This is a genomic window from Achromobacter deleyi (assembly GCF_016127315.1).
Classification (GTDB): domain Bacteria; phylum Pseudomonadota; class Gammaproteobacteria; order Burkholderiales; family Burkholderiaceae_B; genus Achromobacter; species Achromobacter insuavis_A.
This window is the reverse complement of record NZ_CP065997.1, coordinates 2,741,870-2,767,876: the sequence shown is the minus strand read 5'-3', so window position 1 is coordinate 2,767,876 and position 26,007 is coordinate 2,741,870. Positions and strand designations below refer to the sequence as shown.

Here is a 26,007-nt window from a genome sequence, read left to right as displayed (position 1 = left end):
TTCCATGCCATCGCGTCGCGCCTGGGCCTTGCTGGCCAGTCTCTACAGCACCCAGTTCCTGGGACTGATGTTCTTCGTCATCGCCATGGTGGCCATCCTGCGCGAGGGTGGCGCCAGCCTGGACACCATCGGGCTGGTCTACCTGATGGGCATGGCGTGGCCGCTCAAGGCGCTGTACGCGCCCTGGATCGACCGCCACGCCACCGGCCTGCGCGGCCATTACCGCGGCTGGCTGCTGGTGGCCCAGGGAGGGCTGGTGCTGTGCCTGGTCCTGATCGGCATGCTCGACCTGCGCCAGGACTTCACCCTGGTCTACCTGTTGTGCTGGGCCACCGCCCTGTTCTCGGGCGCGCAGGACGTGGCGCTCGACGGCCTGGCCTGCCGGCTGTTGACCCACCCGGCCGATCGCGGCCTGGGCAATGGCCTGCAGATCGCCGGCGGCCTGATCGGCAACCTGGTCGGCGGCGGCATGATGCTGATGCTGTATCCGCAGCTGGGCTGGCGCGGCTGCTGCCTGGTGCTGGCGGCGCTCACGGCGGTGTCGTGGGTGCAGTTGCTGGGCTACCGCGAACCGCAATGGGCGCGTAGCGCCGGCGCCGCCAGCCATGCGCGCCTGCTGGCCTTCTGGCGCGGCCCGCAGCGCAAGCGCTGGTTGCTGTTGCTGGTGCTCTACCCGGCCTCCGCGTCGCTGGGCTATGCGGTCATCATGCCCTCGCTGATCGATACCGGGTGGTCGCTCGCCGACATCGGCCTGGTGCTCAACGTGGTCGGCGCCATCGCCGGCCTGCTTGTCGCATTGGCCTACGGCCGCCTGCTGAAACGCTGGTCGCGGCGCGGCGCCACGCTGTCGGCGGCGCTGCTGCAGGTCGTGGGCATCGCCGTCCTGGCGCTGCCGGCCATGGCCTGGGGGTCGCACGCCAGCGCGGGCGTGGCCGTGGTGCTGTATTACATGCTGTATACCCCGGCCGCGACGGTGCTGTGCACGCTGATCATGGATCAGTCGTCGCCGCAAAGCCCGGCCACCGACTACACCCTGCAGATGAGCGTGAGCCATTTCTTCTCGATGCTGCTGACCTCGGCCGGCACCCTGCTGGCGGGCCGCATCGGCTACGGCGGCGTGATTGGCGTGGCCGTCGCGCTGGCCGTGCTGGGCCTGCTCGCCGCCGCGCGCTGGGTGCCCCGGGAGGCCGCATGAACGGACCCTGGGAAATCATGCGGCCGGTGCGGGGCCAGATCCGCCTGGCCATGGGGCTGGCGGTGGCGGGCGTGCTGAGCAGCCTGGCAAGCCTGGGCTGCCTGGCGCTCGCCATGCGCGACCTGCTGCGGTCATCGGCGGACTATCCCTGGCCGGCGTTCCTGGGCGCGCTGGCCTGCACCCTGCTGGCCTGCTTGCTGCGGTTGCAGGCCTTCAACCAATCGCACTATGCCGCCTTCCGCCTCGAGGTGATCCTGCGCAACGACCTGGTCCGCCACCTGGCGCGGCTGTCGTTCGGCGAGCTGCAGGCGCTGGGCAGCGGGCCGCTGGCCAAGGTGGTGCAGAACGACGTCCAGGCGCTGCACGTGTTCGTGGCCGACAGCACGCCGCTGTTCGCCCGCGCCTATGCCATGCCGGTGTTCAGCGCGGTGCTGCTGTTCGCGCTGGACTGGCGCATGGCGCTGGCCGCCGTGGGCGTGCTGGCGGTGGGCGTGGGGGTGCTGTCGCTGGCGATGCGCGGCCGCGAGGTCATGACGCGGCGCTATCACCAGGCGCGCGAACAGGTCAGCGCCGCGGTGATCGAATATGTGCAGGCGATGCCGGTGGTGCGCACCTTCGATACCGGCCAGACCACCTTCGGCCGCTACCACCGCGCCCTGGAGCGCTACCTGGCCATGCTGACCGACTGGTACCGCGGCGCCAGCTTCAGTTCCCGCTTCGCGATTGCCGCGCTGGGGCCGCTGCCGACGCTGGCGGTGCTGCTGTGGCTGGGCGCCTGGTGGACGGCACAGGGCCAGCTCGACTTTCCCATCTGGCTGGCCGTGCTGCTGTTCGGCATGGGCATGGCCGAAGCCATGTTCCCGATGATGTCGCTGGCCCACATGATCGACCAGGCCAAACTCAGCGTGGCGCGCATCCAGCAGGTGCTGGCGATCGCGCCGCTGCCGCCGGCACGATCGCCGCAACGGCGGCCGGCCGATGCCAGCGTGCGCTTCGAGGACGTGCGCTTCGGCTATGGCGGCAACCCGGCGCTGGACGGCTTGAGCTTCACCGCGCACGCCGGCCAGGTGACGGCGCTGGTGGGCCGATCCGGCGCCGGCAAGAGCACGGTGGCGCGGCTGATCGCGCGCTTCTGGGACATCGAGGCGGGGCGCCTGCTGGTGGGCGGCGTCGACGTGCGCGACCTGGAACGCGAGACCCTGTTCGAGCACGTCGCTTTCGTGTTCCAGGACAACTTCCTGTTTTCCGGCAGCGTGGCCGAGAACATCGCCATGGGCCGTCCCGACGCCAGCCCCGCCGAGATCGAGGCCGCCGCCCGGGCCGCGCAGGCGCATGACTTCATCCTGGCGCTGCCCGACGGCTACGCCACCGCGCTGCGCGAAGGCGGCAGGGACCTGTCCGGCGGCCAACGCCAGCGGCTGACGATCGCGCGCGCCGTGCTGATGAACCGGCCGATCCTGGTGCTGGACGAAGCCACCGCCGCCACCGACCCCGAGAACGAACGCGCGGTGGGCGCGGCGCTGGCCGCCCTGATGCGCGGCAAGACCGTCATCATGGTCGCCCACCGACTGGCCAGCATCCGCCACGCCGACCAGATCCTGGTGCTGGACCGGGGCCGGCTGGCCGAAAGCGGCACGCACGACACGCTGGTCGCGGCCGGCGGCCTCTATGCCCGATTGTGGGACAACCATCAGCGCGCCCGGCGCTGGACCTTGGGCGAGCAGCCATCATGACGACCCCTCCCGCGCCCTGGCGCGACACCTATCGCCGCCTTCTGCGCAGCGCCGGCAGCCAGGCCGGCCGCCTGCGCGCCAGCCTGTGCCTGCTGCTGCTGGCCGCCGTGTGCCAGGGCCTGTCGCTGGCCTGCATCGTGCCCCTGTTCGTCCACGTGACGAGCGGCGCCCCCTGGTCCGCCTCGTGGCACTGGCTGGCGGCCTTCACCCTGCTGGCGGCGGCCGCCATCGCCCTGCGCTGGCGCGCGCAGGGCTTCGACTATCGCGGCCACATGGCGCGCGCCACCCATGAGCTGCGCGTGCTGCTGGGCGAACAGCTGCGGCGCATGCCGCTGGAGACCTTGCAGGCCCACCGCACCGGCGGCATCGCGGCCAAGCTGCTGGGCGGCGTCGACGAGCAGATGAACTATGCGCTGACGGTGATCAACCTGATCCTGGGCGCCGTCGTCACGCCCGCCGCGGCGGCGCTGGCGCTGCTGGCCTGGGACTGGCGGCTGGGCGTGGCGCTGATGCTGGTATTCCCCGCCATCGTGCCGCTCTACCGCTGGCGCCGGCCGGCGCTGGATCGCGGCCACACGGCCACGGGCCGCGCCAACGAGGCCTTGAATGCCGAACTGCTCGAATACATGCAGGGGCTGCCCGTGTGCCTGGCGACGGGCCGGGCGGGCACCGCCAACGACCGCCTGCGCGCCGGTTTCGAGCACGTGGAGCAGTTGCAGCGCGAACACCACCAGCGCGGCGCCAAACCGTCACTGATGGTGGCCGCCACCGTCGAATCCGGCATGCTGGCGATCCTGGGCTGCGGCATGCTGTGGGTCACGCAGGGCAGCCTGGCGCCCGCGGCGCTGGGCGCGGTGCTGGTGCTGGTGGCGCGCTTTGCCGAACCGCTGGCGACCTTCGTGAACTTCACCACGATCCTGTCGCTGATCGAGGCCGCGCTGGCCCGCATCGAGGCCGTACGCGCGGTGGCGCCGCTGCCGCAATGGCCGTCGCAAGGCGATGCGGCGACCCCGGCGGCCATCCGCATCGAGGATCTGGAATTCCGCTACGCCGGCGGCAACATGCCGGCCCTGCGCGGCATCGACCTCGACCTGCCGGCGCGCGGCCTGACCGCGCTGGTGGGCCCGTCCGGCTCCGGCAAGACCACGCTGACGCGGCTACTCATGCGGCACGCCGATCCGCAGCGCGGCGCGGTCCGGATCGGCGGCGTGGACATCCGCAGCCTGCCGCCCGCCGACCTGAACCGACTGATCTCGACCGTGTTCCAGGACGTGCACCTGTTCGACGACACCGTGCTCGGCAACATCGGCATGGCGCGGCCCGATGCCAGCGAGGCCGAGGTCCAGGCGGCGGCCCGCGCGGCCCATTGCCTGGACTTCATCGAGCGCCTGCCGCTAGGCTGGCAGACCCGCCTGGGCGAGGCAGGCGGCAAGCTGTCGGGCGGGGAGCGCCAGCGCCTGTCGATCGCGCGCGCGATCCTGAAGGACGCGCCGATCGTGATCCTGGACGAACCCACCGCCGCGCTCGACACCGAGAGCGAACTGGCGGTGCAGGCCGCCATCGACACCCTGGTGGCGGACCGCAGCGTCATCGTCATCGCGCATCGACTGTCGACCATCGTCGCGGCCGATCGCATCCTGGTGTTCGAGGACGGCCGCATCACGCAACGCGGCACGCACGCGCAATTGCTGGACAGCGAGGGGCGCTATCGCCAGATGTGGCTGGCGCAGCAGGGCTGACGCGAACGCCGCTCGCCCCGCGGCGCGGTGCGCACGGCCGCCGGCCCACGACGCCCCGACGCGCGCCACACGGCATGCGGCTCGCGGCATGCGGCACCAGCCCGCGTTGGCAACCTCAACGCAGGCGTCCCCACACGGCGATCGGGACGCCTTCCACGCAGGCAACGATCCGCCCGCCGTCGGCGCCGCCCACAACGTGGCCGCCGGTGAAGTCCGAGAAGGCCGGCAGGACCGTGATGCCTTCGCGCAGCCAGAACGCCGGCCAACTGCGCGGCACCCCGGGCACGGCGGTTTTCGGATGCACGTGCCCCGCAATGACATGCCGGCCGTCCGCGCCGGCACGCGGGATATGGCTGAACTGGAACGGGCCGTCGACGCAGGCCTCGCCAAGCTGCCGCACGTCGAAGGTGGCGCCATCCAAGGCGCGATCATGATTGCCCGCCAGCACGGCGACGTCGAGCGCGGCATGTTGCCGCCGCCAGCCCGACCAGGCGTCTCGCCAGGCCGCCTGCGTGGAGGGTCCGTGCAGCACGTCCCCCACGATCCACAATTCCCGGGCCGCCGTGCGCGCGACCAGGGCCGCCAGGCGATCCAGGTCGCCGCGCGTGGCGCCGCTGGGAACCGCGATCCCCGCCCGCCGAAAGACATGGCTCTTTCCCAGGTGCAGGTCGGCGATGATCAATCGCGCCCGGGCGGGCCAGAACAGCGCCCGCTCTCCCAACAGCGTCATGGGTTCGCCCGCGAGCGCCACCGCCAGCGCCGCTTCAGGCGATCCGCTCATAGCGCTTCTCCAGTTGCGCCGCGGCGCGCCTGACCCGCGCCTGCCAGGTCTCGGTGCTCAGCTGCCCGCGCAGGCTTTCCGTCCATAGCGGGAACGACAGCGGCGTCAGCGCCCGCGGCTCGCGCAGCAGCAGCTCGCGCCGCTGGCAGTCGTGCAGCGCCGCCAGCAAACGCGGCGCCTCCAGTTGCAGTTCGAAGACCTCCCGTTCCGCTTGCGCCAGCAGCAGATGGTCCGGGTCGTAGCGGCGCAGGACGTCGTAGAGCAGGCCGCTGGACGCCTGGACCTGGCGCAGCGAACGCGCCGCCTGGCCGGGCAGCGACGGCGTCAGCAGGCCCGCCACCCGCGCGATCTCGCGGAACTGGCGGCGCGCCATTTCGCCCAGGTTGACGCCATCGCGCAGATCGTCGGCCATGTTGGCGGGGCTGAGCAGCCGGCGCAGCAGCGCGTCATCCAGCGCGGCGGGCTCGGCCAGCGTCAGCATCAGCCCGTAGTCGTTGACGGTGTAGGAAATCGTATTGGCCTGCAGCCGGCCCCAGCGCAGCGCGATCATGGCCGCGATGCCTTCGTGCACGGCGCGGCCGGCGAACGGGAACAGGAACAGATGCGTGCCGCGCCGCGTGCCGATCCGCTCGGCCACCAGCCGGCCGCGATCCGGCAATGCGCTGGCCTGCGCCTGGATCCGCAGCAGCGGCGCGACCGCGCGCATCTCCGGATGCTGGCCGGGATGCGAATACAGGCGTTCCACCTCGCTGGCCAGCTGCGTCGACAGGGGCATCCGCCCCCCCTGCCAGGTCGCGACCGGGCCATCGCCACCCTTGGCGCGGCGCACGTAGGCGACCATGCCTTCCAGCCGCACCAACTCCAGTGTGCGGCCGGCGAACTGGAAGCGGTCGCCACGCCGCAGGCGCGCCAGGAAGCCTTCTTCCACCGAGCCCAGGCTGCCCCCGCGCAGGTACTTGACGGCCACGGCGCCGTCGGCGGTGATGGTGCCGATGGACAGGCGATGGCGGAACGCGACGCGCCGGTCGTGCACGCGGTAGCGTCCGTCGTCGTCGCGCACGACCCGTTGATAATCCGGATACTTGGCCAGCGCGCGGCCGCCCTGCACGATGAAGTCCAGCACCGCCTGCCAGGTCGCGCGATCGAGCGCGGCATAGGCGTGCGTGCCGCGCACTTCCTGGTACAGCGCGTCGGCGTCGAAGCCGCCGCCGAGCGCCAGCGTAACGGCGTGCTGGGCCAGCACGTCCAGGCTGCCGACCGGCGGCGGCCGGGATTCGATCTCGCCGCGCGCGATGGCCTGCCGGGCGGCGGCGTACTCGATCAGTTCGAGCGCCTGCGCCGGCACGCACACCACGTTGCCGGACTCGCCCGGCCGGTGCCGGGCGCGGCCTGCGCGTTGCAACAGGCGCGCCACGCCCTTGGGGCTGCCGATCTGCAACACCTGGTCCACCGCCGGAAAATCCACGCCCAGGTCCAGGCTGGAGGTGGCCACCACGCAGCGCACCGCGCCGTCGCGCAGGCCCTGCTCCACCGCCGCGCGCAGCTTGGGATCGAGCGAACCGTGATGCAGCGCCAGGGTGCCCGGCGCCTCCGGCCAGATCGATTCGAGCGCGCGATGCCAGAGCTCGGCCTGCGCGCGGGTGTTGGTGAACAGCAGTGTCGCGCGCACGTCGAACAGGCGCTTGAAGACCCGTTCCAGCTGCGACAGCCCCAGGTGCCCCGCCCACGGCAGAGCGCGGCTGCGTTCGGGCAACAAGGTCGATATCTGGATCTTGCGCGGCCGCGCGCCCGCCACCAGCGCGCTGCCGGGCGCATGGGGCAGCAGCACGGCCCGGGCTTCGTCCAGGTTGCCCAGCGTGGCCGACAGGCCCCAGGTCCGCACGCCGGGCGACTGGCGCCGCAGGCGCGCCAGGCAAAGCTGCAGCAGCACGCCGCGCTTGTTGCCCAGCAAGTCATGCCATTCGTCCACCACGATGCAGCGCAGCGCGCGAAAGCGCAGCGACGCGTCAGCGTAGGACAGCAGCAGCGCCAGGGACTCCGGCGTGATGACCAGCACCTGCGCCTTGCCCTGCCGCGCCAGGCGCTTGTCGCGCGCGCTGGCATCGCCGGTGCGCAGCGCCACCGTCCAGGCCAGGCCCAGGTCGGCGGCCGTCTGCGTCAGGGCGCGGGTGGTGTCGGCGGCCAGCGCGCGCAGCGGCGTGACCCACAGCACCCGCGGACCTTCGCCCGCCGCCGGAGGCGCTGGCGCCTCATCGGCCAGCGCCTCCAGCAGCGGACCGCCGAATGCCGCCATGGTCTTGCCGCTGCCGGTGGGCGTGTGCAGCAGGCCCGACTCTCCGTCCAGATAGCGCCGCCACGTTTCGCGCTGGAACGGCGCGGGTTTCCAGCCGCGCGCGGCGAACCACGCCGCCAGCGGCGCCTCCCGGTCCCGGCGCGCGGCGCTCATCGCGCCAGCGCCTTCAGGGTGGCCAGCTGGTCGGCCTGGTCGGCGCGCTTGTCGTGCCGCCAGCGCAGGATCCGGGGAAAGCGCACCGCCACGCCGGACTTGTGCCGCTTGGACAGGTTGACGCCCTCGAACCCCAGCTCGAACACCTGCACCGGGTCGACCGAGCGCACCGGGCCGAAGCGCTCGCGCGTGTGGGCGCGCAGCCAGCGATCCAGCGCCAGGATCTCCTTGTCGTCCAGGCCCGAATAGGCCTTGGCGATGGGCACCAGCGCATCGCCTTCCCACAGACCGAAGGTGTAGTCGGTGTAGAGCGTGCTGCGGCGGCCGTGGCCGGACTGCGCATACAGCAGCACCGCGTCGATGGTGAGCGGATCGATCTTCCACTTCCACCAGTCGCCACGACGCCGGCCGGCCTGGTACGCCGCGCCGGCGCGCTTGAGCATGAAGCCTTCCACGCCGCGTTCCCGCGATTGCGCCCGCAGCGCGCGCGCCTCGTCCCAGCTTGCCGGCGCCACTAACGGCGACAGCCGCAGGCGCGGGTCCGGGTGCATGCGCAACAGGGCCTCCAGCCGCGCGCGACGTTCAGTCTGCGGCAGGTCGCGCAGGTCGGCGCCGTCCAGCTCCAGCAGGTCGTAGGCCAACATCCGCACCGGCGCCTCGGCCAGCCATCGGGGCCCGGGCTTGAGACGCTGGATGCGGGTCTGCAAGGCGGAAAACGGCATGGGGCTGGCGGTGTCGTCGTGCCAGGCCAGCAGTTCCCCGTCGATGACGCAATCCACCCCCAGCGCGGCCGCGGCGGCCTCCACTTCCGGAAAGCGGCCGTCCAGGCGCTCTTCGCCACGCGACCACAGCGCCACCTCGCCGCGCCGCCGTATCAGTTGCGCGCGGATGCCGTCCCATTTCCATTCGAGCAGCCAGTCGCCTATCGGGCCCAGCAGGGCCGGCTCGCCCTCCAGCGGCGAGGCCAGAAAGAAGGGGTAAGGCTGCTGCCGGTCTCCGGGCAGTTCGTCGGCGCTGAGCAGGTCGCGCAGGAATGCCGGGCTGGGAGACCACGCCCCCAGCATGCGCTGCGCGATACGGGCGATGGGCACGCCCGACATCTCCGCCAGCGCCTGCTGCACCATCCGTTGTGACACCCCGACGCGCAGGGCGCCGGTCAGCAGCTTGTTGAAGACCAGGCGTTCGATATACGGCAGCCCCCGCCACGCCGCCACGATGACCTCGCGGCGCTCGGCCTCGTCGCGATTGGCGATGGGCACCAGGATTTCCTCGATCCAATCCGCCAGGCCGCGCTCGGGCGCGGCCTGGGCGGGATCGGGGACCAGCAGCGCCAGCGTTTCGGCCAGGTCGCCCACCTGGTCGTAGCAGGCATCCACCAGCCAGGGCGCGGTGTCGGACGCGACCGCGGCCCAGGCTCGCAGTTCGCCGACCGCCGCGATCTTGCGGCGCGCGCTGGTGATCTTGCCGCCGGCCAGCAGGTACAGCGCCCACACCGCATCGCGCGGCGGCGCATCGCGGAAGTACGCCACCAGCGCCGCGCGCTTGTCCAAGGTGGCGGTGCTGCGGTCCAGTTCCTGATACAACGCCGCGAATCGCTTCATGCCTGCGTCCGTTCCCCTGTCGACCCGAAAAAGCCCGCCGCCCTAGTCGTCTTCGCCGTACTGAGTGGCCAGCGTCTCGGCGGCAACGCCCGCTTCATTCAAGGTGCGCACCAGCGCGTCGGTGTCGCCATGCGTGGCGATGACGCGCCGCGCGCCGGTCTGGCGGATGGTGCGCAGCAGGTCGGGCCAGTCCGCGTGGTCCGATACGACAAAGCCGCGGTCCATGTTGCGCCGGCGCCGATTGCCGCGCAGCCGCATCCAGCCGGACGCGAAGCCATGCTGCGCCTTGCGAAAGCGCCGCAGCCACGCGCTGCCGGCGGCCGAGGGCGGCGCCAGCACCAGCTCGCCAGCAAATCCCGTGCCCGCGGCCGCGGGCACGCCGTCCGCCTCGATGACCAGGCGCGTGTCGGGCAGCGCGATGCCGGCCTCGCGGTAGACGTCCACTCCCGCGGCAATCGCGCCATGCAGGTAGACCGGGCGGTCGACGAAAGGCATCAGTTCGGCCAGCACCCGCTGCGCCTTGCCCAGCGCATAGCAGTAGAGAATGGCCGCGTCGCCACGGGCGGCGCAATGGTCGCGCCATTGAACGATGTCGCGCGCCACCTCGGCGGTGTCCGGCCAGCGGTAGATCGGCAGGCCGAAGGTGGCTTCCGTGATGAAGGTGTCGCATGGCACCACCTCGAAAGGCGTGCAGGTGGGATCGGGCTGGCGCTTGTAGTCGCCCGAGACGACCCAGACCTGGCCATCGACTTCGATGCGCACTTGCGCGGACCCCAGCACGTGACCCGCCGGATGCAGCGAGACCCGCGCCCGGCCCAGCGTGAACGGCTCGCCGTACGCGTGCACGCGATAGTCCTGCCGCCCCAGCCGCCACAGCAGGATGGGCAGCCCTTCGGCGCTGGTGTGATAGCACCCCATGCCAACCCGGGCGTGATCGCCGTGGCCATGCGTGAGGACGGCGACGTCCACCGGACGCCAGGGGTCTATGTAGAACCCGCCCGCGGCGCAGTACAGGCCCTCAGGATGCAATTGGACGATGTCGGCCATGGGCGCTCCCGCTCGGATGGCCGCGGCTCGCGCGGGACGCGTGAGCCGTGGCGCTGTATCCGTCGGTTATACCCCGAACGTCGCGCGGGCTGTTACGTCTTTTCCCGCCCGCGCGTCGGCCGCCATGCCACGATCGCTATGCCGCCCGTTGCGCGGCGGCCTCGACGGGATTCCAGCCCCGCCCCGGCACCGCCGCAAGCAGCGCCCGGGTGTAGGCATGCGACGGCTGGCCGAACACCTCGGCGCACGGACCTTCCTCCACCACCTTGCCATCCTTCATGACGGCGACGTGGTCGCAGACCTGCGCCGCGACCCGCAGGTCGTGGGTGATGAACAGGATCGACAACCCCAGCTGCTCGCGCAGGCGCGCCAGCAACGCCAGCACCTGCGCCTGCACCGAGACGTCCAGCGCCGACACCGGTTCGTCGGCGATCAGCACGCGCGGCCGCATCGCCAAGGCCCGCGCCAACCCCACGCGCTGGCGCTGCCCGCCCGAGAACTCGTGCGGATAGCGGTTGACCGCGTCCGGCGACAGGCCGACCAGTTCGAACAATTCCCGCGCCTGGGCCCAGGCCTCGCGCCGCGGCATGCCATGCACGATGGGGCCGCGTGCGACGATCTCGCCGACGCGCTGGCGCGGGTTGAGCGAGCCATAGGGATCCTGGAACACCATCTGCACCCGCCGCGCGTGCGCGCGGCGCGCGGCCGCGCCCTTGAACGCCAGCGATTCGCCGGCCAGCGTGACGGCGCCGGCATCCGGCGGCAGCAGCCCCAGCAGGGTGCGCGCCAGGGTGGACTTGCCAGAACCGCTTTCGCCGACGATGCCGAGGGTGCCGCCTTCGCGCAGCGTCAGCGACACGCCGTCCAGCGCGTGGGTCACCCGCCCCGGCTGGCCGAACCAGCCGCGCTTGCGGTAGGTCTTGGACAAGCCGGCCGTGGTGAGGATGGCCGGCTTGTCCGGCGTGGCCGGCGCGCGCGCGGCCGCCGGCGACAAGGGCGGCACGGCCGCGATCAGGGCGCGGGTATAGGGATGGCGTGGATGCCCCAGCACTTCGTCGGCGCGGCCGCTTTCCACCAGTTCGCCGCGCTGCATGACGGCGACGCGGTCGGCGATCTCGGCCACCACGCCGAAGTCATGGGTGATGAACAGCACCGCGGTGCCCTTGCGGCGTTGCAGGTCGTGGATCAGGTGCAGGATCTGCGCCTGGGTGGTGACGTCGAGCGCCGTGGTCGGCTCGTCGGCGATCAGCAGGGCCGGCTCCAGCGCCAGCGCCATGGCGATCATGGCGCGCTGGCGCTGTCCGCCGGACAGTTCGTGCGGATAAGCGCTGAACGCATGGGCCGGATCGGGCAGGCGCACGGAATCCAGCAACCCCAGCGTGCGCCGCCGGATCTCGGTGCCGGGCAAGCGCGTGTGAGTGCGGAACACCTCGCCGATCTGGTCGCCGATGGTGCGCAGCGGATTGAGCGCCGTCATCGGTTCCTGGAAGATCATGCCGATGCGCTGGCCGCGCAGGCGGCGCATTGCCGCGGGCGACAGTTGCAGCAGGTCCTGCCCTTCCCACAGCACCTGCCCGCCGCTGGCGCGCACGCCCTGCGGCAACAGGCCGAGGATGGCGCCGGCGGTCAGGGACTTGCCCGAGCCGCTTTCGCCCACCACGCAGACGATCTCGCCCGCCTGGATGGACAACGACAGGTCGTGGATCGCGTGGCGCCGGTCGGCGCCTGCCGGCAGGTCGACGGTAAGGTTCTGGATGCGCAGGAGTTCGGTCATGGCGCCGATGCTAAGCCCGCGCGGCACGGCGGCTAACGACAGATCGGCGATTAGCAAATGCCTGATGATGCAACCCGGCGCGACCCGGCGCGCCGCGACGCTAGGCGCGCCACCCCAGCAACAGCGCCGTGCATAGCGCGCCGACCAGCGCCAGGGCGCCCCACGCCCGTCCCGCGCTGCGGGCGCTGAACACCCCCAGCACGATCAACGGATACAGGACAAAGCTTGCCAGCGTCGCCGCCAGCACCGCCACGGCCGGCGACACACCCGCCGTCGGCAACGCCAGCGCCAGCCACGACAGCGCCAGCGCCGACACGCCATAGCCGCCCACCGAAGCCGCCAGCACGCGGCTCCCGACCTGCCACCGGTGGGCCGCCGTGGGCGGGTTCGGGCCGGCGGCGGGCCGTCGCGCGTTCGCCGGCGCCGGGGCGGCATGCCCCCAGCCGCGCCGCACCGCCCAGGCGGCGTAGCCCAGGGCCAGGCCCAGCCCGAGCACAGTGAGTTCCAGCGCCGCCTGCTGCATCAGGCCGCGTTCGGCGTAGGCCCACAGATGCTGGCCCGTGGTTGCCCGGTTCAGCAACGGCAAGCCCAGGCACAGCAACGCCGCCAAGGCCAGTTGGCCGATCCAGGCGCGTCGGGGCCCGCGCCACCTGGCGTGCGCCAACGACGCGGCCCACGCGAGGAAGAACGCCCGGATCTCCCAGCTCTCACGCCCCGCCAGCGCCGCGGGAATCAGCCGGTTGGCGTAGAGATACACGATGCTCGCCAAGGCAATGCCAGCCAGCGCCGCCACGTTCAGCGCCTCCACCCACAGGTAGACCCGCGCCGTCGCCGCGCCGAACTCGTGCTCGCTCTTCTTGCTCCGCTTGATCGCGAACAGCAGCGTGCCGGTGGCGACCATCGCGGTGCCTGCCAGGCCGCTGACGAAATACAGCCACTTCATGCTCCAGCCGCCGAAGTCGGCCTTGTGCAGGGTTTCGATGGCCTCGTGGACCTGATGGGCGGCCGTGCCCGCCTCGAACGCGGGCACGGCCTGGAGCACCGCGCCGCTGCGCGCGTCGAACACGACCAGGCTGGCATGGGTGAGCAGGCGCGGCGCCGCGCCCGTTTCCCTGCGTCCCGACACGCGGACGATGCCGCCGGCCGCGCCGGGGCGCTCGATGGCGATCCGATCCGCCTCCTGTCCGGTCAGCATCCGGGCCCGCGACACCAACGCGCGCAGCGCCAATCCGGCGTCCTGGCCGGTTCCCGCGCTGGCCGGTGCCGGCGGCGCCGGCTTCAGCTCGGCCTGGTAGCGGCGATAGGCGCCGTCATCCGCGCCATACACGGCCTGCAGCGGCCAAGGCATGTAACTGGTGTAGAAAAACGCCAGCCCGGTGTAGCAGATCATGAATAGAAACGGCAGGGTCAGGACGCCGGTGGCGTTGTGCGCATCGAGCCAGCTGCGCTGGCCCTTGCCGCGCCGGAACGTGAAGAAGTCCTTGAAGATGCGCTTGTGCACCACCACCCCGGACACCAGCGCCACCAGCATGCACAGCGATATCGCCCCCACCAGCCAGTAGCCCGGCAGGCCGCCGTGCAAGGTGTAGTGGAACGACATGAAATGGCGCCCCCCTTCCGTTTGCCGCAGCCGCGGCGGCGCCCGTTCGTCGCCGCTGACCGGATCGATCCAGGCTTCATGTTCCTGGCCGTCGCTGCCATGCCAGGCCAGCCGCAACGGCTGGCCTGGCCGCGCCGGCAAGTCGATGTCCCAGGCGGCCGCGCCGCCCGCGCGCGACGCCAGGATGCGCGTCGCATGCGCCAACGGGTCGGCCTGGCTGCCGGCGGCCATCGCGGGCAAGGTAGCCGCCTCCATCCACCGCGTGATCGGCTCACGGAAGACGCTGAGCGTCCCCGTGAACATGATGGCGCACAGCAGCCAACCACAGGCCAGGCCGCACCAGGTGTGCAGCCAGGCCATGCCCTGGCGCAAGCCGGCCTTCATGCCGACCCGCGCGAGGGCCGGCGGCGGGCCGCATGACGCGTCATAGCGTGCCGCGCAGGGTCAGCATCACGTTGCGCGGTTCGCCGAAGTGGTTGCCGCGGCGGATCTGGCTCACCATGCCGTAGTAGTGCTTGTCGAACACGTTCGCCACGTTCAGGGCCAGGCTCCAGTGCTTGTCGATGCGATAGCCGGCGCGCAGGTCCCACACCGCGCGGCCCGGCGCGCCCATGCGCACGGACGTGTCGTCGTACGCCGGGTACGAGTAGCCGCTTTGCGCCGACACGCCGCCGCCGACGCTGAAGGCATTCCAGCGGCCGGGCAGTTGATAGGTAGTCGACAGGCGGAACAGGTGGCGCGGCGTCTCGGCGCTGATCGTCTCGCCCTCGTCATCGCGGCTGGTGACGAAGGTATAGCCGGCCATCACCTGCCAGCCCGGCGACAGCTCGCCGCTGGCTTCCAGTTCGAAGCCCTTGCTGCGCAGCGTGCTGCCGTTGCGATAGCAGTCGTTCGAGGCAAGCGACCCGGTGCAACCGCCCGGGTTGGACTCGTCCACCACCGCGATGCCCGACTTCTTGACCGCGAACACCGCGGCCGAAAGGTTCAGGCGGCCGCCGTAGAGTTCCCCCTTGATCCCGGCCTCGTAGTTGGCGCCGATGGCCGGATCCAGCGGCGAGCCGGACGACGTCACATACGAGCTCTGCGGCTGGAAGATGTCGGCATAGCTGGTGTAGACCGACCATTGCGAATTCAGGTCATAGACCAGGCCGGCATACGGCGTGAACTCGTGCTTCTGCTCGTAATCGCGGGTCCTGGCCCCCGTCAGGCCGTCGGTGGATTGGTACTTGAGCCAGGTGAGCCGGCCGCCCAGCAGCAGGTGCAGCGGGTCCGCCAGTTGCAGCCGCATGTTGCCGTACAGCGCGGCCTGTTCGTTGCGCGCCGTTTCCTTGGAGTCCCAGGCCGGACGCGCCGGCTTGGGCAGCGCGGAATGGTCTGGGTTGTAGATGTCGATCGGCATGTCGGTATCCAGGCTCGCCGACTTCTGGTTGGTGCGCTGGCGCGCCCAACTGGCGCCCAGCAGCAGCTGGTGTGTGCCGCCCAGCGCCTGGAAACTGCCCGTGGTGTGCAGGTCGACGCCGTCGCTGCGCACGCTCGTGCGGTTGAAGTAGGTGGTGTAGAAGCTGGGGCCCAGCCCGGTGGCGCGGTCCACGCCGCCAATCGGGATGGCCACGCGCTGGTCCAGGTCGACCTCCGTGCGGTTGACCGACAGCCGTGCCTTCCAGTCCTTCGAGAAGCGGTGCTCGGCCTCGGCGAAGACCTCGTTCACCTGGCCATTCTGCCGGTTCCAGTCCTGGATCAGCGAGGTCGAGCGCTTGACGTCCAGCGGACCGCCGTCGGTGTAGCGCGGCAGGCCGAAGAGCCAATAGCCATCGGTATCGGTGGCCTGGTGGCGGGCGCCCAGCGTCAACGTGGTGCGCGGACCGAGGTCGGCATCGATCACGCCGTAGAACAGCGGCGACCTGGCCTTGGTGCCGTCATAGAAATAATGACGGTCCTGGTAGGCCGTGACCAGCCGCCCGCGCACCGTGCCCGAGGCGTTCAGGGGGCCACCGCCGTCGACCTCCATGCGGTAGTTGTCCCACGACCCCGCTGTCGTGCTCATCTCGAGGTGGCCTTCGGCGCGCGGCCGCTTGCGCACCATGTTGATGGCGCCGCTGGGGTCGGCCGAGCCGAGCATCAGCCCGCCCGCGCCCCGCAGCACCTCGACCCGGTCGAACACCGCCGTGTCGATGGGCAGCCAGCCCACGGGCGCGTAAACGATGCCGGCCACGCCATCGACCAGGTAATTGTTGTCGTCGACGGTGAAGCCGCGGATCGAGAACTTGTGGTTGCCGAAGTTGCGCGCCGTCTTGGTCACGCCCGTGGTCTGGGCCAGCGCCTCGTCCAGCGTGGTCAGGTTCTTGTCGTCCAGCTGCTGCCGCGTGATCACGCTGACCGACTGCGGCGTCTCGCGGATCGACTGCGTCATCTTGCCGATGGTCAGCGCGCCGCTGGTGTACGAACCGGTCAGTTCGGTGGTCGGGTCGCGCAGGCTGCCGCCGCTGACGGTCACCGCCTGCAGCGTCACGGCATCGCTCGAGGACTGGCCCGGCTTGGCGGCAGCGGTCAGGGTGAACACATCCGGCCGGCTGCTGTTGACGCGCACCTGCGTGCCCGCCAGCAATTGGTCGAGCGCCTCGCGCGGCGTAAGGCGGCCATTGACGGCCGGCGCCTGGTGCCCGGCCACCACGGCCTCATCAAACAGCACCTGGTGCCGCGACTGCTCCGAAAACAGCCTCAGGGCGCGATCCAGCGGCTGCGCCGGAATGCTGAATTGCACCGGCTCGGCCGGTTGCTGCGCCTGCGCCGCCGGCGCCGCCAGGACGGCAAGCGCCCCCGCCACCCACATCGGCAATGCCCTGGCCCGCACGCCCACGGTCAATGCGCTGCCCGCCAACGCGCTTTTCAACTTACCCCGTCCCATTCCCACTCCCGCTCACTGTTGTTGACCGCTACCGGCCTTGCAGGGGTAAACGGATTTCAGGGCAGGATTGGGAACCCGCGTGGAGAAATATTTTTCAGGCGGCGCGCGGCCGCTCAACGGGGCTGGATCAGGTAGCCGCCGTCGGCCGTGCGCGCCACCCGCACCGGCAGCAGGTCGGGCAAGGCTTCCAGGAACGCCGCCGGCGCGTTGGTGGCGGCAAAGCCCGAGACCGGCAGGGCCTGCAGCCCCGGCGTGCCCAGCGTCACCGGCTTGCCCAGGTATTGCGCGACTTCCTGCGCCACCTCGGCCAGCGGCGTGCGCCGGTACACCAGGCGGCCATTGCGCCAGCCGCCGATGCCATCGGCCCCGACGGCCACCGCTTGGTAGGCGGTCGCGCCCGCGGCCACGGCGACGCCCTGCTCCGCCCCCAGCGACAGCTCGTCGCCGCCCTTGTGGCGATCGGGTTGCACCCGCACCCGGCCATGCAGGACCTTGACGAAGACCTCGTCCGGCGTGGTGCGCACGTCGAAGGCCGTGCCCACCACCGTGACGCGGCTTTGGCGCGCGTCCACGGTGAAGGGGCGGCCGCTGTCCGGCGCCACCTCGAAAAAGCCCTCGCCCTGGTCCAGCACGACCTCGCGCCGGCCCGGGTAGTAGCGCACCTGCAAGGTGCTGCCGAAATTCAAGGCGACATGGGAGCCATCGGGCAGGTCCACCTGGCGCATCTCGCCCGCCACGGTGCGCACCTCCAGCACGTAGTCCGGGGTATTGGCCCAGTGGTATCCGCCCACGCCCGCGGCGATGGCCAGCGCCGCACAGGCGGCAACCAGCGCGCGCGAAAACGCCGGCGGGCCCGGCAACCAGAACCTGCCGCCCGGCCGCCTGGCGCGACGCGGCGCCGCCGACGGGCGGTCCGATGCCAGCGCCGGCCGGGGGGTCTGCGCCAGGTCCCGCCAGGTGCGCGACACCTGCGCGTAGGCCTGCCGATGCGCCGGCGCGGCCGCCAGCCAGGCCTCCAGGTCGCGCTGGTCCGCGGCCGACCAGCTGGCATCCTGGCGGCGCACCAGCCATTCGGCCGCCGCCTCATGCAGGGCCAGCAGGTCGGGCGGGACGGAGGAAGCGGTATCGGTCATGACGGGGCGGCGTCGCTCTTGTTGTTATTGTCCGGCCCGCCGTCAGCGGCGGCGAACCGATGCATCTGCTGCATCTGGGCCACCGTAGCATAGTGCACCCGGACCTCGCAGTAGGCGATGGCGCGCGCCAGGTGCTTGACCACCATGCGCCGGGAAATGTCCATGCGCGCGGCGATTTCATCCTGCGTCAAGCCGTCGAAGCGGCTCAGCACGAAGGCCTCGCGCTGGCGCTCGGGCAATTCCCGCAGGGCCTCGGCCAGGCGCTGCAGCCGCTGCTGGTGGGCGGCCGCGCGCATCGGGCAGGATGCCTCGTCCGCCGCCCAGCCCTGCGCGTCCTCGGCGATCTCGTCGAACGACGCGGTGCGCAGGCGTCGGCCGGCCTCGCGTTCGCGGAACTCGTCCGCCACGCCGTTGTGCACGGTCTTGCGCAGATAGGCGCCCTGCTCGTCGATGGAATCCAGCGCCGGGTTGGCCGCGACCCATTTGACGACGCCATCATGCAGCGCGTCCTCGGCGCTGCCGATGCTGCCCTTGAATCGCGCCAGTCCGCGCAGCAACGGCAGCCGCCAGCGTGCGTAGGCCTTGGCGATGACACTGTCATTGTCGTTGCCAGGCTCATCGGGCAGCGCCGTCTCGCGGGACGCCAGCAAGGGGTTGCGGCTCATGCCGCGCGCTCCGTTGCCCGTGCCCGTGCCACGCATGGCCCGCCCCGGCCGGGACAGGCCGGGAGCGGACGCTGATGACAAGGATGGGAGGCAATGATGAACACGGTGCCGACGGTTTGACCAGCGATTCGCGGGCAGGCGATGCGGGCGGGTTGGAATTCGCCGCATTGTACTGAGATTTATTCTCAATCGCCATGTGACCGGCGCTTTGGATCGGACTTGCTAAGATGCCCGCAATCGGCAGTTTCATCCCCATGCCTATCGGAGCGACGCCCCTTTGACGCGGATCCTCACGACCTTGCTTTCCTTTATCGGCCGGACGCTGCTGCTCGCCGGCCTGGCCAGTTCCGCCGCGCTCGCCGCGCCTCCCACCCTGGCGCAATGCAACGGCATCAAGGATCTGGCCGTCGTCGCCCACCTGGATGACGACCTGCTGTTCATGAATCCGGACATCGCGTCCAACGTCGCCGCGGGCGGCTGCGTGCGGGTGATCTACCTGACCGCCAGCGATGCCGGCGAGGGCGACGCCTACATGCTGGGCCGCGAGCGCGGCGTGCGCGCGGCCTATGCCTACATGGCGCACCAGCCCGACCTGTGGAAGGAAAGCGCCGGCCATGCCGGCCAGCGCCAGATCGCGCGTTTCACCCTGTCCGGCAATCCGCGCGTGCAGCTGTGGCATCTGCGCCTGAAAGACCCGTGGCTGGGCAAGGGCTGGGGCAGCCTGACGCCCTTGAGCCGCACCGAATCGGAGCCGGGGCAGACGGTGGACACGCTGGGGCCGTATCCGGAGGTCTACTCGCGCGAACAGCTGATCGACACCCTGGCCGAGCTGATCCGCCAGTACCAGCCGACCACGGTGCGGCACCTGGACGACACCATCAGCGTGCCTTACACGCAGCTGTGCTGGCGCTGCGCCGGTCACGGGCACCCCGACCATATCGCCAGCGCGCGGCTGGTGCGCGCGGCCATGGTGCGCGCGCCCGGCAACTACGCCGAGATCGGCTACATCGACTACCCCAGCCAGGAACGCGCCAGCAACCTCGCCGACAACGAGATCGCCAGCAAATCGATGATCTTCCAGCACTACGCCTGGAACGACTACCACTATTGCGCCGGCCCGACCGGCTGCAAGGAGCCCGCCGGCCCCGCGGCCGCCTGGGTGCAGCGCGCATACTACGTCTCGCGCCAGGACATGCCGCCGCAGATCTATCCGGACGGCCGCAACGGCCTGGTGGTGTTCGCCGCCGGCGAGACCAACGCGGCCGCCAACCGCTGGGACGCGGGCCAGCGCCGCTGGCAGAGCCTGGGCGGCCGCACCGGCGGCCCGCTGGTCACGTTCGGCCACGCCGACGGCACCGCCGGACTGATGGCGCGCGACCCCCTGGGCGGCGTGTGGGCCAACAAGCAGCGCCACGACGGCACCTGGCAGGGCTGGCAGCCTCTGGCCGGCGTGCGCGTCAGCCAGATCCCGGCCGTGGCGCCGCGCGGCGAGGCCGCCGCGGTGGCGCTCGGCTACGACGGCCTGCTGCACTGGATCGCGCCGTCCGGGATCGACGGCAGCTGGGCCCCGTGGCAAAGCCTGCCGCCACTGGACGGCGCCACCGGCGCGCCCGCGGTCGTGCGCGGCGACGACGGCCGCTACATCGTGTTCGCGTCGGCCGGCGGCGGCCAGCTGTTCTACACGCGCCAGTTGCCGGCCCGCAAGGGCCAGCGCCCCGAGTGGCATTCCTGGCGCCGCGTGCAGGCGCCCCAGGCCGCCGGCGGGCTGGCCGCGATCCGCAACCACGAGCACCGCGTCGAACTCTATTTCCGCCAGCGCGCCAACAACCACCTGACGCGGCTGGAAGAAGCCGGCGACACCACCGACCTGGACATGGAGTGGAGCACGCCGACCGACCTGGGCGTGCCCTACATCGGCCGCCCCGCCATCGACGCCGATGCGCAGGGCAATGTGATCGTGGCGATCCTGGAACGCGCCGACGGGCCGCTCTGGCTGGTCGAACACGGCAAGCCGGCCAGGCTCGACGCCGCGGCCGCCTCGCCGCCGGCCTTGCACCTCATCGACGGCACCTTGTACGTGGTCGCGCGCATGGCCGGCGGCCCCCAGCGCTACCTGGTGCTGTCGCGCCGCGACGGCGTCTGGGCGGCCAGCCTGACGCTGGACGGCATGCCCGCCACCGGCGGCGGCCCGTTCGCGACCCTGGCCGCGCGGCCCGCCGACCTGCCCAAGCTGGGCGCCAACGACGCCCAGAACGCGGTCGTGGTGCGCCCGTCCGCCACCGATCCCGGCACCCTGACGCAGGAAGCGCTGCCCACGCAGGCCTCGCGCGCCGCCACGCCCACCCACGTGCAATAAACCAAGAGATCCCCCTCATGATCCGTCATCTGGTCCTGGCCGCGCCGCTGGCGCTGGCCGCCTGGCTCGTCCCCGGCGCCGCGCAGGCCGCCCGTGACGCCTGCCCGCAGGCCGCGGCCATCGTGCATGTGGCCTACCCCGAGGCGCCCGCCCCCGATAACGAAGGCAACCTCCGCCTGGGACACGACAATATCGTCATCCGCATCGCCGACGCCGACTACGGCGAACCCTTCGCCGTGACGTGCAAGACCTGGCCGGCCCAGCCGGGCCTTCTGCTGGCGGCGATTCCGCTGATGCAGGACACGCCGAACCCAGACGATGGCCACGCGGGCGACCTGCGCATCCTGGTGCTGGACGGCTCCTCCCTGAAAATCCGCCACGACATCCGGCTGGAAGGACTGATGTCGGACGATGCGATACGCCTGACCAACGTGGCCTTCGACACCGCCCGCTACGACCTCGCGCCCGGCCGCCGCGCCTTCGGCCTGCGCATCTCCCGCGTCGGCGCCTCGCGCGCCAACCCCTTCGACGAGACCAGCCTGCGCCTGTTCGACATCGGCCCCAAGGGCCTGGCCATGGTGCTGGATGGCTTGACCGCCAGCCGCTCGGGCGGCGAATGGGACACCAACTGCGCGGGAAGATTCACCAGCCGCGCCGTCACCCTGTCCATGGGCGACACGGTCACGCAGGGGTACCGCGACATCGTCACGAGCGAATCGTACGAGTCGAGCCGGGCGGCCGTGGTCCGCGGCGATTGCGAGGAAAAAGTCGTCGACAAGGGCAAGACGCCGCGCACGCTGAAATTCGACGGCCAGCGCTATCAGATTCCAAAGCAATTGCGATCGATGGACCGCGACGGCGCGCAATAAGGCGCCCGTCCTTGGCCGCCGCGCGCGCAGCGACGCCATCGCGCCGTCGTGCCGCGCGGCCGGGGCCGCCACGCCGCCCGACGCGCGGCGGGCAACGACAGATCGGCGATTAGCAAATCACCGATTGCCAGATTACCCGGCGCCAAGGCCGGCTGGCACGAAATCCGCATATCGACATGCGAAAAACATCCTTCTGGCAGCCGCCCTGACTGCTTAGGATCGGTCTTTTGCAAAGCCCCGCCTGGCGGCGCCCCGCGTGACCTCCTCCGCTTTTTCCTTCCCTGCCCACATGTCCCACTCCCCCTCTGAGTCCGCCTCGACGGCGCCGGTGCGCGTTGCCGTCGATGTCGGCGGCACGTTCACCGATATCGTCCTCGAACAGGAACCGCGACGCTGGTCCGCCAAGCTGCTGACCACGCCCGACGCGCCCGAAACCGCCGTGCTGCAAGGCATCGAAGAGCTGCTCGGCCAGGCCGGCCTGGCGTGGCCGCGGGTCGACCTGCTGATCCTGGGCACCACGCTGGCCACCAACGCGCTGATCGAACGCAAGGGCGCCCGCACCGCGCTGCTGACGACCGCGGGCTTTCGCGACCTGGTCGAGATCGGCCTGGAAGACCGCTTCGCGCAGTACGACATCTTCCTGGACAAGCCGGAACCGCTGGTGCCGCGCCCCTGGCGCCATGGCGTCACCGAGCGCGTCGATGCGCATGGCCAGGTGCTGACGCCGCTGGACGAGGCCCAGGTGGTCGCGCTGGCCGGCGAGCTGACCCGCGCCGGCATCGAGAGCGTGGCGGTGTGCCTGCTGCACAGCTATGCCCACCCCGGCCATGAACGCCGCATCCGCGAACTGCTGAAGCAACACGCGCCGCAGCTGTGGGTGTCGCTGTCCTCCGACGTCTGCGCCGAGATCCGCGAATATCCGCGCCTGTCCACCGTCAGCGCCAACGCCTACGTGCAGCCGCAGGTGTCCGGCTACCTGCGCCGCCTGAACGAGGCCGCGCGCCAACGCGGGCTGCGCGACGAGCCGTTCCTGATGACCTCGGGCGGCGCCATCGCCACCTTGCAGACCGGCATCGACGAACCGGTGCGGCTGGTGGAATCCGGCCCGGCCGGCGGCGCGATCCTGGCCCAGCACATCGCCGAACAGACCGGCACGGCGCGCGCGCTGTCGTTCGACATGGGCGGCACCACCGCCAAGATCTGCTACATCGACGACTTCGAGCCGCAGGTCAGCCGCAGCTTCGAATTCGGCCGCGTGCACCGCCACCTGAAAGGCTCGGGCCTGCCGATCCGCATTCCGGTGATCGAGATGGTGGAGATCGGCGCCGGCGGCGGCTCGATCGCGCGCGTCAATCACCTGGGCGTGGTGCAAGTCGGCCCGGACAGCGCCGGCTCGTCGCCCGGACCCGCCGCCTATGGCAACGGCGGCGAACTGCCCACCGTCACCGACGCCCATGCGCTGATCGGCACCGTCACGCCCGAACGCTTCGCGGTCGGCAAGGTCAGTCTGCAGCCGGAACTGGCGCGGCAGGCGATCCAGGCGCACCTGGCCGGCCAGGCCGGGCTGGAAGCGCCGCAGGCCGCCCAGGCCATCATCGAGGTGGTCAGCGAGAACATGGCCAACGCCGCCCGCGTGCACGCCTCGGAGCTGGGCAAGGCGGCCGAGGAACACACCCTGATCGCCTTCGGCGGCGCCGCCCCGCTGCATGCCGCCGGCCTGGCGCGCAAGCTCGGCATCGGCCGCGTCATCATCCCGGAATCGGCGGGCGTCGGTTCGGCCGTGGGCTTCCTGTGGGCGCCGATCGCCTACCAGGCGGTGCGCAGCTTCCACCAGCGCCTGGCCGACATCGACCATGCCGCGGTGCAGCGCCTGCTGGACGAACTGACCGCCGGGGTCGACATCGTGGTGCGGCGTGCCGCGCCCCACGCGCCGCTGCACCACAAGCGCGTGGTCTTCATGCGCTACAGCGGCCAGGGCCACGAGATTGCCGTGGACCTGCCGGACGGCCCCTTCGACGCCGCCGCCAGCGCGCGGCTGGGCGCGACCTTCGCCGAGCGTTACGCCCAGCTGTATGGCCGCAGCCTGCCGCACGTGGCGCCCGAGGCCGTCAGCTGGTCGGTCGCCGCCCAGGCCGGCGAGCGCCGCGCGCGGCCGCAGGACCACATCGCCAGCGGCCCGGCCACGGCGGCGCGCCAGGCCGGCACGCGCCGGCTCTACGACTTCGACCGCAACGACTGGATCGAGGTGCCGACCTACGAACGCCAGGCGCTCGACGCCGAGCAGAAGCTCGCCGGCCCCGCGCTGGTCGTGGAAGACGAGACCACCACTTTCGTGCCCGCGGGCTTCGAGGCGCGGCGCAGCCGGCTCGGCTCGCTGGTGCTGGACGACATCAAGGCGGCCGCCGCGCGCGCCGCAAAGGACCCCGCATGACCGCCCCGCAACATACCCCCCAGCAGCGCATCCGCTTCCAGCTGGCCTGGAACCGCCTGCTGTCGGTGGTGGAAGAACAGGCCCAGGTGCTGATCCGCTCGGCCTTCGGCACCGCCACGCGCGAAGCCGGCGACCTGTCGGCCGGCGTGTTCCTGCCGGACGGCCGCATGATCGCCCAGGCCGTCACCGGCACGCCCGGCCACGTCAACGCCATGGCCGAATCGGTCAAGCACTTCCTCAAGGTGTTTCCGCCGGAGACGCTCAAGGACGGCGACGTGCTGCTGACCAACGACCCGTGGAAAGGCACTGGCCACCTGTTCGACATGACCATGGTGTCGCCGGTGTTCCACGACGGCGCGCTGGTGGCGCTGTTCGCCTCGACCCTGCACGTGATCGACATCGGCGGCATCGGCAGCAGCGCCGACGGCCTGGAGGTCTATCACGAAGGCCTGTTCCTGCCGATCCTGCGCTTCTTCCACCAGCACCAGGTCGACCCCGGCGTGCTGGCCATCATCCGCGCCAACGTGCGCGAGCCGGAACAGGTCGAGGGCGACCTGTACGCGCTGGTGGCCTGCAACGACATCGGCGGGCGCCGCCTGAAGTCGCTGCTGACCGAGTTCCAGCTGGCCGACCTGGAATCGCTGGGCGGCTACATCATCGAGCAATCGGCGCAAGCCATGCGCCAGGCCATCGCCGAATGGCCGCAAGGCACCTGGCACAACACGCTGGTGATCGACGGCTACGACGCGCCCATCACGCTGCAGGCCAGCGTGACGGTACGGGATGGCAAGATCCTGGTGGACTTCGACGGCACCTCGCCCAGCGTGGCGCGCGGCATCAACGTGGTCAAGGCGTACACCGACGCCTACACCTCGTTCGGCATCCGCTGCCTGATCGGCGCCGACGTGCCCAACAACGCCGGCTCGCTGTCGCTGGTGGAGGTGGCGGCGCCGGAAGGCTCGATCCTGAACGCTCGCTTCCCGGCCGCGGTGACGGCGCGCCACATCATCGGCCAGCTGCTGCCCGACGCCGTGTTCGGCGCGCTGCGCCAGGCAAGGCCCGACCAGGTGCCGGCCGAGGGCGCCTCGTCGCTGTGGAACCTGCACCTGGTCGGCGGCGAGCCGCTGGCCGGCGCCACGCAGGAAGAACAGCAGGCGCTGCTGGCCGGCCCGCGCTTCAACGCGGTGAGCTTTTCCACCGGCGGCACCGGCGCGCGGCCCGGCAAGGACGGGCTGTCCGTCACCTCGTACCCCAGCGGCGTGCGCAACGTGTCGCTGGAAATCCTGGAAAGCGCCAATCCGCTGGTGTTCGAGCAAAAGGAATACCGCGCGGACTCGGGCGGCCCGGGCGCCGTGCGCGGCGGCCTCGGCCAGACCATCGTCGTGCGCCACGCCGATCCGCAGGCGGCCATGATCATCGCCGCCGCCTTCGACCGCGTGGTGCATCCGGCCCGCGGCGCGCTCGGCGGACAGGCCGGCGCCGGCGGCGCGCTGGGGCTGGCCTCCGGCCCGAGCCTGCGCGCCAAGGGCCGCCAACTGGTGCCGGCCGGCGAACGCCTGGTGGTGCACACCCCGGGCGGCGGCGGACTGGGCGACCCGGCCCGGCGCGACGCCGCGCGCGTCGAACGCGACGTGCGCTACGGCCTGGTCAGCGCGGAACAGGCCGCCGACGCCTACCAGCAGGGCGGCGCCTGAGCGCCTGCCTTCCCAGACGCCCCGGGCGCGTCCCGGGG

The 26,007-nt window shown here is 71.4% G+C and carries 16 protein-coding genes; 7 read left to right on the top strand and 9 right to left on the bottom strand.

Translation table 11 applies throughout. The annotated features are described in order from the left end of the window. Positions 1-4 precede the first annotated feature (4 nt). From I6I07_RS12365 to I6I07_RS12355, 3 genes are read left to right on the top strand one after another with little or no spacing between them, the layout of a single operon-like run. The gene (locus I6I07_RS12365; protein WP_198486865.1) at positions 5-1,195 is read left to right on the top strand and encodes an MFS transporter; all 1,191 of its coding nucleotides are present in this window, start codon (positions 5-7) and stop codon (positions 1,193-1,195) included. Positions 1,196-1,212: 17 nt separating this feature from the next. Further along, positions 1,213-2,928 carry an ABC transporter ATP-binding protein gene (locus I6I07_RS12360; protein WP_269784344.1) on the top strand — a complete coding sequence of 572 codons (1,716 nt, stop codon included), beginning with the start codon at positions 1,213-1,215 and terminating at the stop codon, positions 2,926-2,928. Then, positions 2,925-4,667, top strand: a complete 1,743-nt coding sequence (locus I6I07_RS12355; protein ID WP_198486863.1) for an ABC transporter ATP-binding protein — start codon at positions 2,925-2,927, stop codon at positions 4,665-4,667. The genes I6I07_RS12360 and I6I07_RS12355 overlap by 4 nt, the downstream gene beginning before the upstream one ends. 115 nt (positions 4,668-4,782) lie before the next feature. Here the strand turns inward: I6I07_RS12355 and pdeM are convergent, their stop codons facing one another. The 9 genes from pdeM to I6I07_RS12310 form a co-directional block, all read right to left on the bottom strand. After that, entirely contained in the window at positions 4,783-5,448 is a 666-nt protein-coding gene (gene pdeM / locus I6I07_RS12350) for a ligase-associated DNA damage response endonuclease PdeM (protein WP_198486862.1), read from the bottom strand. Continuing rightward, entirely contained in the window at positions 5,432-7,894 is a 2,463-nt protein-coding gene (locus I6I07_RS12345) for a ligase-associated DNA damage response DEXH box helicase (RefSeq protein ID WP_198486861.1), read from the bottom strand. The genes pdeM and I6I07_RS12345 overlap by 17 nt, the downstream gene beginning before the upstream one ends. Beyond that, on the bottom strand, positions 7,891-9,495 hold the full coding sequence (locus I6I07_RS12340; protein WP_198486860.1) for an ATP-dependent DNA ligase: 1,605 nt from the start codon (positions 9,493-9,495) through the stop codon (positions 7,891-7,893). Before I6I07_RS12340 ends, I6I07_RS12345 begins: the two co-directional genes overlap by 4 nt. A 42-nt stretch (positions 9,496-9,537) precedes the next feature. Further along, positions 9,538-10,542 (bottom strand): ligase-associated DNA damage response exonuclease, encoded by a 1,005-nt coding sequence (locus I6I07_RS12335; protein WP_198486859.1) that lies wholly within the window; start codon positions 10,540-10,542, stop codon positions 9,538-9,540. 136 nt (positions 10,543-10,678) lie between these two features. Then, complete coding sequence (locus tag I6I07_RS12330) at positions 10,679-12,316, bottom strand: ABC transporter ATP-binding protein (RefSeq protein ID WP_198486858.1); 1,638 nt, start codon at positions 12,314-12,316, stop codon at positions 10,679-10,681. 100 nt (positions 12,317-12,416) lie between these two features. Next, on the bottom strand, positions 12,417-14,300 hold the full coding sequence (locus I6I07_RS12325) for a PepSY-associated TM helix domain-containing protein (RefSeq protein ID WP_198486857.1): 1,884 nt from the start codon (positions 14,298-14,300) through the stop codon (positions 12,417-12,419). A 40-nt stretch (positions 14,301-14,340) separates the two neighbouring features. Then, positions 14,341-16,806 carry a TonB-dependent siderophore receptor gene (locus I6I07_RS12320; RefSeq protein WP_232626067.1) on the bottom strand — a complete coding sequence of 822 codons (2,466 nt, stop codon included), beginning with the start codon at positions 16,804-16,806 and terminating at the stop codon, positions 14,341-14,343. A 128-nt stretch (positions 16,807-16,934) separates the two neighbouring features. After that, positions 16,935-17,954 carry a FecR family protein gene (locus tag I6I07_RS12315; protein ID WP_198486855.1) on the bottom strand — a complete coding sequence of 340 codons (1,020 nt, stop codon included), beginning with the start codon at positions 17,952-17,954 and terminating at the stop codon, positions 16,935-16,937. Then, the gene (locus tag I6I07_RS12310) at positions 17,951-18,619 is read right to left on the bottom strand and encodes an RNA polymerase sigma factor (protein WP_198486854.1); all 669 of its coding nucleotides are present in this window, start codon (positions 18,617-18,619) and stop codon (positions 17,951-17,953) included. Before I6I07_RS12310 ends, I6I07_RS12315 begins: the two co-directional genes overlap by 4 nt. Before the next feature lie 298 nt (positions 18,620-18,917). Between I6I07_RS12310 and I6I07_RS12305 the strand changes: the two genes are divergently transcribed. The 4 genes from I6I07_RS12305 (at position 18,918) to I6I07_RS12290 (ending at position 25,969) form a co-directional block, all read left to right on the top strand. Next, positions 18,918-20,975 carry a PIG-L family deacetylase gene (locus I6I07_RS12305; protein ID WP_232626066.1) on the top strand — a complete coding sequence of 686 codons (2,058 nt, stop codon included), beginning with the start codon at positions 18,918-18,920 and terminating at the stop codon, positions 20,973-20,975. 17 nt (positions 20,976-20,992) lie between these two features. After that, entirely contained in the window at positions 20,993-21,844 is an 852-nt protein-coding gene (locus I6I07_RS12300; protein WP_198486852.1) for a hypothetical protein, read from the top strand. Positions 21,845-22,133: 289 nt separating this feature from the next. Beyond that, complete coding sequence (locus tag I6I07_RS12295; RefSeq protein ID WP_198486851.1) at positions 22,134-24,275, top strand: hydantoinase/oxoprolinase family protein; 2,142 nt, start codon at positions 22,134-22,136, stop codon at positions 24,273-24,275. Continuing rightward, on the top strand, positions 24,272-25,969 hold the full coding sequence (locus I6I07_RS12290) for a hydantoinase B/oxoprolinase family protein (protein WP_198486850.1): 1,698 nt from the start codon (positions 24,272-24,274) through the stop codon (positions 25,967-25,969). The genes I6I07_RS12295 and I6I07_RS12290 overlap by 4 nt, the downstream gene beginning before the upstream one ends. The last annotated feature ends 38 nt before the right edge of the window (positions 25,970-26,007 follow it).

Excerpts from the sequence above, each read along its gene's own strand:
- I6I07_RS12365 (WP_198486865.1), top strand. The coding sequence starts at position 5 with ATGCCATCGCGTCGCGCCTGGGCCTTGCTGGCCAGTCTCTACAGCACC.
- I6I07_RS12360 (WP_269784344.1), top strand. The coding sequence starts at position 1,213 with ATGCGGCCGGTGCGGGGCCAGATCCGCCTGGCCATGGGGCTGGCGGTG.
- I6I07_RS12355 (WP_198486863.1), top strand. The coding sequence starts at position 2,925 with ATGACGACCCCTCCCGCGCCCTGGCGCGACACCTATCGCCGCCTTCTG.
- pdeM (WP_198486862.1), bottom strand. The coding sequence starts at position 5,448 with ATGAGCGGATCGCCTGAAGCGGCGCTGGCGGTGGCGCTCGCGGGCGAA.
- I6I07_RS12345 (WP_198486861.1), bottom strand. The coding sequence starts at position 7,894 with ATGAGCGCCGCGCGCCGGGACCGGGAGGCGCCGCTGGCGGCGTGGTTC.
- I6I07_RS12340 (WP_198486860.1), bottom strand. The coding sequence starts at position 9,495 with ATGAAGCGATTCGCGGCGTTGTATCAGGAACTGGACCGCAGCACCGCC.
- I6I07_RS12335 (WP_198486859.1), bottom strand. The coding sequence starts at position 10,542 with ATGGCCGACATCGTCCAATTGCATCCTGAGGGCCTGTACTGCGCCGCG.
- I6I07_RS12330 (WP_198486858.1), bottom strand. The coding sequence starts at position 12,316 with ATGACCGAACTCCTGCGCATCCAGAACCTTACCGTCGACCTGCCGGCA.
- I6I07_RS12325 (WP_198486857.1), bottom strand. The coding sequence starts at position 14,300 with ATGAAGGCCGGCTTGCGCCAGGGCATGGCCTGGCTGCACACCTGGTGC.
- I6I07_RS12315 (WP_198486855.1), bottom strand. The coding sequence starts at position 17,954 with ATGACCGATACCGCTTCCTCCGTCCCGCCCGACCTGCTGGCCCTGCAT.
- I6I07_RS12310 (WP_198486854.1), bottom strand. The coding sequence starts at position 18,619 with ATGAGCCGCAACCCCTTGCTGGCGTCCCGCGAGACGGCGCTGCCCGAT.
- I6I07_RS12300 (WP_198486852.1), top strand. The coding sequence starts at position 20,993 with ATGATCCGTCATCTGGTCCTGGCCGCGCCGCTGGCGCTGGCCGCCTGG.
- I6I07_RS12295 (WP_198486851.1), top strand. The coding sequence starts at position 22,134 with ATGTCCCACTCCCCCTCTGAGTCCGCCTCGACGGCGCCGGTGCGCGTT.
- I6I07_RS12290 (WP_198486850.1), top strand. The coding sequence starts at position 24,272 with ATGACCGCCCCGCAACATACCCCCCAGCAGCGCATCCGCTTCCAGCTG.